Source organism: Sphingobacterium sp. 18053 (genome assembly GCF_902706145.1).
Lineage (GTDB): Bacteria > Bacteroidota > Bacteroidia > Sphingobacteriales > Sphingobacteriaceae > Sphingobacterium > Sphingobacterium paramultivorum.
The window spans coordinates 622,970-631,269 of the sequence record NZ_CACSJW010000005.1 but is presented as its reverse complement, the minus strand read 5'-3'; the positions used below and the strand labels follow the sequence as shown (position 1 = coordinate 631,269).

6 protein-coding genes are annotated in these 8,300 nt (G+C 37.0%); 5 read left to right on the top strand and 1 reads right to left on the bottom strand.

What is annotated here, in order from left to right; all coding sequences use genetic code 11:
- Positions 1–119 precede the first annotated feature (119 nt).
- From GVK91_RS15115 to GVK91_RS15095, 5 genes are all read left to right on the top strand, one after another.
- Positions 120–875, top strand: a complete 756-nt coding sequence (locus tag GVK91_RS15115) for an energy transducer TonB (RefSeq protein ID WP_159729813.1) — start codon at positions 120–122, stop codon at positions 873–875.
- 419 nt (positions 876–1,294) lie between these two features.
- Positions 1,295–4,432 carry a SusC/RagA family TonB-linked outer membrane protein gene (locus GVK91_RS15110; protein WP_159332775.1) on the top strand — a complete coding sequence of 1,046 codons (3,138 nt, stop codon included), beginning with the start codon at positions 1,295–1,297 and terminating at the stop codon, positions 4,430–4,432.
- Between the two features lie 11 nt (positions 4,433–4,443).
- Positions 4,444–6,027 carry a SusD/RagB family nutrient-binding outer membrane lipoprotein gene (locus tag GVK91_RS15105; protein ID WP_159729811.1) on the top strand — a complete coding sequence of 528 codons (1,584 nt, stop codon included), beginning with the start codon at positions 4,444–4,446 and terminating at the stop codon, positions 6,025–6,027.
- Positions 6,028–6,038: 11 nt separating this feature from the next.
- The gene (locus tag GVK91_RS15100) at positions 6,039–6,971 is read left to right on the top strand and encodes a DUF1735 domain-containing protein (protein ID WP_159729808.1); all 933 of its coding nucleotides are present in this window, start codon (positions 6,039–6,041) and stop codon (positions 6,969–6,971) included.
- A 139-nt stretch (positions 6,972–7,110) separates the two neighbouring features.
- Positions 7,111–7,800 (top strand): energy transducer TonB, encoded by a 690-nt coding sequence (locus tag GVK91_RS15095; protein ID WP_159729806.1) that lies wholly within the window; start codon positions 7,111–7,113, stop codon positions 7,798–7,800.
- 121 nt (positions 7,801–7,921) lie between these two features.
- Here GVK91_RS15095 and GVK91_RS15090 read toward each other — a convergent pair whose 3' ends face one another.
- A complete protein-coding gene (locus tag GVK91_RS15090) occupies positions 7,922–8,215 on the bottom strand; it encodes a VOC family protein (RefSeq protein WP_200845632.1) in 294 nt (97 codons plus the stop codon).
- Between the last annotated feature and the right edge of the window lie 85 nt (positions 8,216–8,300).

Below are 8,300 nucleotides of genomic sequence, written 5' to 3'. Positions count from 1 at the left end.
CAGGTTTCTCTGTGTCCCAGCATCCTCAAAGAAAAGTGCCTAGTTTAATGTTCAAGTTGCTGCTTTAGCTCTGTTAGTTTTTAATATAAAAATATTGATTATACATTATTTTCAAAGATATGAGTTTAAATTATGATGGAAAAACATTAAAGTACTTTGGCGAGAGCGTGTCTTATTTTCCTACCGGAAAGGTGGAATCTGTGGAACTTTATGATGAGCTTTCCTATTTGATTGATACCGCATATTATTATCACCCAAATGGAAAATTAAAAGCTTTGGTTTATTATGAGCCCAATAAAACAGAGGCTAAGTCCAATTTCCCTCATTATTTGCTGTATTTGGATTCGGTAGGAAATATGCTACTTCGGAAAGGAAATGGCTTTTTTAGATTTGACTATAAAAATGGTCAATATATCGAAGGTGAATTAGTTAATGATAAACGAGAAGGGATTTGGACTGGTTGGGATCATTCAAAATATGAAGAATTTTATAAAGAAGATATATTAATAAATGGGAAGCGCTATTTGCCCGATGGAAAAATTAATACATATACTGCCAAGACCATGAAGCAAGAACCCAAATATCGTGGTGATCTAATGGCTGACATTGGATTGGTTATGCGTAAAGTTCAGTTTCCCTCAGAATTTTTTGAGAAATATAAAAAGAAAACGATACTTGTCAGTTTCGTCGTTAATAAGTCTGGTGCTACTGAAGATTACGAAATTGAGGGAGATTATGATCTAAATGTCAAAAGGATGATGATTGAGGCAATGCAACGGTTAAGTAAATGGACTCCTGCCTACCTAAAAGGAATACCAGTGCGAGTGCGTTTTACAGTCCCTGTGAGATTTAATTTCGAATTAATTACGCATTAGATTTACTTAAAGTAAATATTTTGGTTTTATGATAAGTTACCGTCTTTGTTTGTCTCTATTTTACGCAAACTTAGGATTTCCATCGTCGACTGATTATTTTAGGTTATTAGGACAGTTTACAGCGAATAATCAAGCCAAATTACTTTTGTTACGTTTAAAGGTGAAAATAATGTACTGTTTTTCAGTTGCTTGTAGTTTATTATAAAATAAATGTTATCACAAAGTTATGCTTGCATTGCAAAAGTTAAAAAAAGTTATAAATTTGTATTTAACATTTTTTAACAGCTGACATTGCTGAATTAATAGATGTATGACTAACTAACATAGCATATAATAATTATTGAGAAGTAAAAAAATTGCTAGCCAAGCTGCTTTATTGCCAAGAATTTAAATAAACATACTTAATTAAACATAAACATATGAAACACAAACTACTCAGTTTTTTATTGGGTGGTGCTATCCTAACTTCGGTAGCATTCGCCCAAGAAAAGAAGGTTAGTGGAAGAGTGACAGGTACAAATGGCGAGGGGTTGCCAGGCGTTACTATTGTTATTCAAGGCACTAACCAAGCCACACAAACCGACGCAAACGGTAACTATTCTATTAATGTTCCTACTGGAAAAATTTTAGTCTTTCGCTCTGTAGGCTATTCAGACAAAACAATTACCGTTGCACAAGGTTCAAGTTTATATAACGTACAACTGAATGACAATGCTTCTGTTCTTGATGAAGTCGTTGTAACTGGTGCGGGTCTTCAGGCCAGTCGTCGTTCTATTGGTGTTACCCAAACAACTATTAAAGCAGATGATCTACAAAAGGCAAAACCGACAAACATCGTGACCGGCCTTACTGGAAAAGTTGCGGGTCTAACAGTACAAGGAGTTGGTAGTGGTGTAAATCCCAATTACCGCGTAGTATTGCGGGGAATGCGCTCTTTAACGGGTAATAACCAAGCCTTAATTGTTATTGATAATATCATTTCTCCTTCAGCTATGCTGGGTAATCTAAACCCTGATGATGTGGAAGATATCACCGTACTGAATGGTGCTTCTGCTGCTGCGCTTTATGGATCACAAGCATCAAATGGTGCCTTGATCATAAAAACGAAAAAAGGTGCTGCTTCCCAAGGCCTAGAAGTGACAATCGATAACACAACAACTTTTGAAAATTCGGTTTTTTTACCTAAGATGCAGAAGTTATTCGGGTCTGGTGCGGATAAATATGTTCAGATTTACACACCTTATGAAAACCAACAATATGGACCTAAATTTGACGGTTCAAATGTGTTAATTGGCGATCCGCTCCAAGATGGAAGCACGCAATATACACCATATTCTTATAGCGGTGATAAAGATAAATTCTGGGAAACCGGCGTTACTAATATGACCAACTTGTCTGTTGCATCAAAGCTCGATAAAAGCTCATTCCGTTTTTCTGGTCAGTATTTAAATTCTACAGGTACGGTTCCAGGAGATAAATACACAAGAGCTTCAGCTCGCGTAAATGGGGCTAGAGAATTAAGTGATAAGTTGAATATTTCGTATTCTTCTTACTATGCACAAAATCGATATGATCAGACATCAGCGAATTCTTCCATTTATGATGCAGTTTTGAATCAACCTGGACAAATCCCTTTATTAAGTTATAAAGACTGGAAAAATAATCCGTTTGCTGACCCTAGCGGTTATTACAATGCTTATTATAATAACCCATATTTTGTGGCTGCTAATAATCGTCAGAATATCCGTAATGACTATTTTATGGGGAACATTGACTTAAGTTTCAAACCATTACAATGGTTAGATTTTACAGGCCGTGTTGGTATGACAACTGCCAATCAGTCTTATAAATATACGACGGGTAAATATTCATTTACACCTTATGCAGCAGGGCTTCATGGTTCCTATAAGGCTAATAATATTACGGGTAATGTTACAGATGCATTTAACTATACTACAAATATAGCAACAGACTTTATTTCCCATGCGACACATACCAATGGTGATTTCAAGTTTGATTATACTTTACTCTTCCAATTTTTACAAAATCAATATTCAGGTATGAACGCCTCTGTAAGTGGCTTGGTCATTCCTGATATTTATAATCTTGGGAACTCATTGAACAATCCAAGCGCGGGTCAATCTTCATACCTCGCCCGTACATTTGGTTTATCTGGAAAAGTGGATGTTGCGTACAAAAATTATCTTTACTTGAGTCTGACTGGACGTAATGACTGGGTTTCTATTCTTGATCCAGATCATAGATCGTTCTTTTATCCAGGTGTAGCATTATCTTTTGTAGCGACTGATGCTATTGACGGATTGAAAGATTTTGAACCATTAAATTTCTTGAAGCTGATTGCTAACTGGTCAAAAGTGGGACAAGTTAACGTAGGTAGTACTTCTACATTTGGAGCTTATGCAACTGTTCCAACTTTCAGCCAAGGCTCAGGATATCCATATAATGGCGTCGGCGGTTTTACAATCGGAAATCAGATTGTTCAGCCTGGATTAAAGCCTGAAATGACTCGCTCAATTGAGTTGGGCTTTGAGTCACAATGGTGGAATAATCGGATAACTGCAAATGCAACCTATTTTAACAATAGAACAACAGATAATACCGTTCCAGCTATCATCTCATGGGCAACTGGATACAGCAATTACCTGGTCAATGCAGGTATTACAACTGGTAAGGGGATTGAATCTAAATTGACGGTTACACCGATCAGAACACAGGATTGGGATTTAACGGTAGGCGGTAACTTTACCTATATTGATAATAGAGTAGAGGCAGTAGGAGCAGGTCTAACACAATTGGCTTTGGGAACATATGGAGGAAGTACAGGATCATACGCAATTGCAGGAGAGAAGTTTCCAGTGATCATGGGTTATGGTTATAACAGAGACCCTCAAGGACGGATTATTGTAGATAAAAATACGGGGTATCCAACAAAAACAGAAAGCTTGATCAATATGGGGCCTGCAATGCCTACGCATACACTTGGGTTGAATCTTAGCTTATCTTGGAAAGACCTGACGTTCTATACGAGTGCTGAATACCGCACTGGAAATTATATCTATCATAGAGGAGCAAGCACTTTTGATTTTTCTGGATCAGGAATCAATACTGTCGGTTATGATAGAGAGCGTTTTGTTATCCCTAATTCATCTTATTGGGATGATGCAACACAATCTTATGTCGCTAACACGAATATAACAGTGTATGATGGCGGTTCAGATTATTGGACAATGGGAACCGGAAGAAGGGATATTGATGAAACTTATGTGACTTCGGCAGCTTTCTGGAAGATTCGTGAAATGTCAGTAACCTATAACATTCCTAAAAGTTGGTTAGCTGGACAAAAAGTAATTAAAAGAGCTCGAGTAAGTGCGCAAGGTCGTAACTTATTCTTATGGACTCCAGCAACGAACGTTTACACCGATCCAGAATACTCTGACGGAAATGGTTCTTCAAACGGAAATGCGATTGGTTTAACTGGTTTGAGCCAAACGCCACCATCGAGATACCTTGGATTCTCTGTTAGTTTAACTTTTTAATCTTACTACAAATGAAACGAAATATTAAATATATAATGTTGGGATTGGTAGCTGCACTTTGTACACAAGGTTTACAATCCTGTAATAAAGCGTTAGATATAAATACTAACCCAAATTCACCGACTTATTCTACACCTGAATTGGTGTTACCGCAAGCTATGGTCGCTACAGCTCAGCAAGTTCCAGGTTTTAATACCTATGGAGCACGCTTTGTAGGATACTATGCGACATCTGGTGGGGTCTCGGGTTGGGGAGATATCCTGACATACGATTATGCAACAAGTGCGTTCGGTGGTTTATGGAGCGGGGTTTATAATACACTTACGGATTTGGATTATGTTGTTAAAAATACCTCCGGAAACGCGGGTTATCAGGATTTAAATCAAGCTGCCGTAGTGTTGATGGCCTACAACTATGCTAATTTAGTAGATACCTACAATGACATTCCTTATTCTGAAGCACTGCAAGGAGCAGCATTCTTAACACCGAAATACGATAAAGCAAGTGATATTTATGTCGATTTGGCTAAAAAGCTCGATGGAGCGGTGGCGTATTTTAAGGCAAATGCTTCTTCTGATGTATTTAAAAAATCGGATATCATTTTCAAAGGAGATAATACCTCTTGGGCTAAATTTGCTAATACACTTAAATTAAGGTTGGTATTGCGTGCAGGCAGTAAAGCGGCGTTTGCAAATAAGACGATAGATCCTATTGGTGTAATTACAGATGATGTGATTGTACAACCTGGATTTACTAAAATTGCGGGAAAACAGAATCCAATGTGGAATACCTGGGCATATGGTGCTGATGGTGCTGCTGTAGGTACATGGGGAACGCAATTTATCCCTACACCATTTGTAATGGCTTTTTTTGATGGATCTAAATTAAGTGATGAAGCACGTGCGAACTTGTTTTTTGCCAATGGTATTTCAACAAACGTAAACCAGTTGGGAAATACAAACAATCCGCCAGTGGGAATCTCTCCTTCTGCTTGGGTTATGAAACCAGCCTCAGGAACAATCAGTGCAACAAACTATAGAGGTTATGGTGTTATTAAAGGACCATCTGCAGGTCAACCTTTAATGCTTGGTGCAGAAGGTAATTTTCTTGGTGCAGAAGCTGTCGTTGAAGGATTACTTTCAGGTGATGCGAAAACATTTTTTGAAAACGGAATTAAAGCTTCTTTCACTTATTTAAATAAAAATGAGTCCGATGTTGTATCAAATGGTGCAAATGCGGCTACTTATTTGACAAGTTACGTGTCTGCCAATGCAGGTAAATACCTGGCAGACTGGTCTGCAGCACAAACAAAAGACCAAAAATTAGAGGCTATTGTGACACAGAAATATATAGCAATGAACTTCTTATTTGGGCACGAGGCGTATAATGAATACCGTAGAATTGGTTATCCGAAAATTGCAGGTGGAAATGTGATTGGTAATGGTAAGTTGAACTTTATTTCTACTGAGTCACGCTCGACCGCTCCTGATAAAAATCTTGCTAGGCTACCTTATCCAGCAAGTGAGTTCAGTTATAACGGTGCAAATATCCCGACGGTGAATAAATACACTGATAAATTGTTTTGGGCAAAATAAATTGATTTGAAATGAAAAAGATTATAAATTATATTTCGGTACTGTTGTTACCGTTTATGTTCACAAGTTGTTTGAAGGATGATGCAATCATCGGTCCCGATGCAGGTGGGAATGTTGAAAATATCATCGAGTTTAAAAACTTTGTAGCGCCATCTTCGGGGACATCTAGTAAATATCCGCTGTATATTCAGGCTTTTGATATGGTTCCAACAACGGATTTTGCAATTCCTGTTCAAATAGCAGGGGTGTATAATCCGAAAGCGGATGTTAAAGTTACACTAGAATTGGATAATAGTATAATTACTGCTTATAATGCACAGAATGGATCGAAATATCAACCGTTGCAAACAGCGAATTATACTATTTCAACTTACGAGATTACAATTCCAAAAGGTCAAAAAATTGGAAACTTAAACATCAAGTTTTTTCCTGAAAAATTCGATTTTAAAGAAAGCTATGCTTTGGGATTAAAAATCAAATCTGTAAGTGAGGGGACAATCTCTGGTAATTTTGGAGCAATAGTCTTAGGTGTTGTACCGAAAAACTTATATGACGGTGTTTACACCGTTGAAAAAGGGCTTGTACAACGTTATACTGGCGGTGCTTTAAATATTGGTGATGCATTGAACGGAAGTTTGGCTGGTAATCCAAAGGTTACGCTTAAATCAATAGATGGAAACACTGTCGAAATTACAAATATGAGATGGGCAGGTGGTACTTCTGGTATTGCTGGTATCGACAACTTGCGGGCGACAATTAACCCTGCTACTAATGAAGTCACTATGTTTGCTTTAGGTGCACCGACATTAAGAAATATTGCGGGGAAGGTCAATAAATATGATCCTGCAACAAAAACATTTACATTAAATTTTGACTGGGCACAAACAACGAATAAGAGAGAAATTCTTGATCTTCAGATCAAATTTGATTCTCCTAGACCATAGTGCTACAAATTTCACATAGAAAAGGTCGTCTGAAAAGACGACCTTTTCTATGTGAAATTATTTTCTTTAGTGGTGCCTTAGTCTATGTTTTTATGTAATAATTACCTATATTTAGTTAACAATCTCTAGAACTTATATTATGAAATTATTAGGTACCTTATGCTTTCTGGCTTTGTCCATAAGTCTATATGGCCAGAATAACCTAGCCCGTCCTAAAGAGGGCGATGAGCAGTTCGCAGCGAAATTGAATAAGCAATTAAAATTATCGAATTCCGAAATACAACGTGATATTTCGGGCGAAGTAGTTCTTGATTTTCGTGTCAACGAACATGGGAAAATTGATTCAATTGATATCGTTCGGGATTTGGGCGATAAAATTTCACTCCGCTTGATCGATATTCTTAAACGATCGGGGGATTGGGAACCTGCTAAGAAGAATGGATCACCAGTAGCTTCGTGGGTTCGTTTTCCTTACAAAGTATTAAGCTTGAGAGAATCTGCTAGTTCGTCGCTGCTAGTAAAGGCAGAACCAATTGAAGGCATGTCTACTTTCATTGAAAAATTCTATAAAAATTTCCAATATCCACCTGAAGCACTGAAAGCAGGCTTGTCTGGTGATTATGAGTTAAATTTTATTGTGAAAGAAGATGGGAAAATTACTGGTGTTAAATTAAAAGATGATCCTGGTTATGGCGTATTAACGAGTGCGCAACGTGCACTTAACAGAGCAGGTAAATGGAAACCAGCAACCCAAAACGGGGAGGCTGTAAAGTCTTCTGTTGTTGTTCCATTCAAATTGAATTTGAAAGAATTCAGAACACATATTTAATTAGATCAAAAAGGAATTTTTATGTAATATAGAGGTAGCAAGTATTTTGCTACCTCTATATTTTTTCACCAAACTGAAGCACATATCCATTATTATCATAAATAGCAAACTCAAGCATGCCCTATTCGAAAGTTTCTATTTCATAACATATTTTGACATTATCTTTCAAACTTTCCCATAAATTATCAACATCAGCTATGTTAAAATAAAGGGACCCTGTAAATTGTGCTGTTTCAAAAGCAATGCTTTCAACAGGATGCGAAAACATGATTTCGATGGTTCCACTTCGCAGTAGAGCCCAGTTCAATGCTTCGTTTTTTTCAACACATGTAAACCCGAGTTTTTCAGTATAGAACTGAATAGTTTGATCTAAGTTTTTTGTATATAATATTGGATTTAAGCTTTTGTAGTTCATCTTTATTTGCCTTTGATTGTTTTGAACTATTGTTTTGTCTTTTTGATAGTAGTTATGTGTTTTTTTTATATTGTTATCGATTGTA

Excerpts from the sequence above, each read along its gene's own strand:
- GVK91_RS15090 (WP_200845632.1), bottom strand. The coding sequence starts at position 8,215 with ATGAACTACAAAAGCTTAAATCCAATATTATATACAAAAAACTTAGAT.
- GVK91_RS15115 (WP_159729813.1), top strand. The coding sequence starts at position 120 with ATGAGTTTAAATTATGATGGAAAAACATTAAAGTACTTTGGCGAGAGC.
- GVK91_RS15105 (WP_159729811.1), top strand. The coding sequence starts at position 4,444 with ATGAAACGAAATATTAAATATATAATGTTGGGATTGGTAGCTGCACTT.
- GVK91_RS15095 (WP_159729806.1), top strand. The coding sequence starts at position 7,111 with ATGAAATTATTAGGTACCTTATGCTTTCTGGCTTTGTCCATAAGTCTA.
- GVK91_RS15110 (WP_159332775.1), top strand. The coding sequence starts at position 1,295 with ATGAAACACAAACTACTCAGTTTTTTATTGGGTGGTGCTATCCTAACT.
- GVK91_RS15100 (WP_159729808.1), top strand. The coding sequence starts at position 6,039 with ATGAAAAAGATTATAAATTATATTTCGGTACTGTTGTTACCGTTTATG.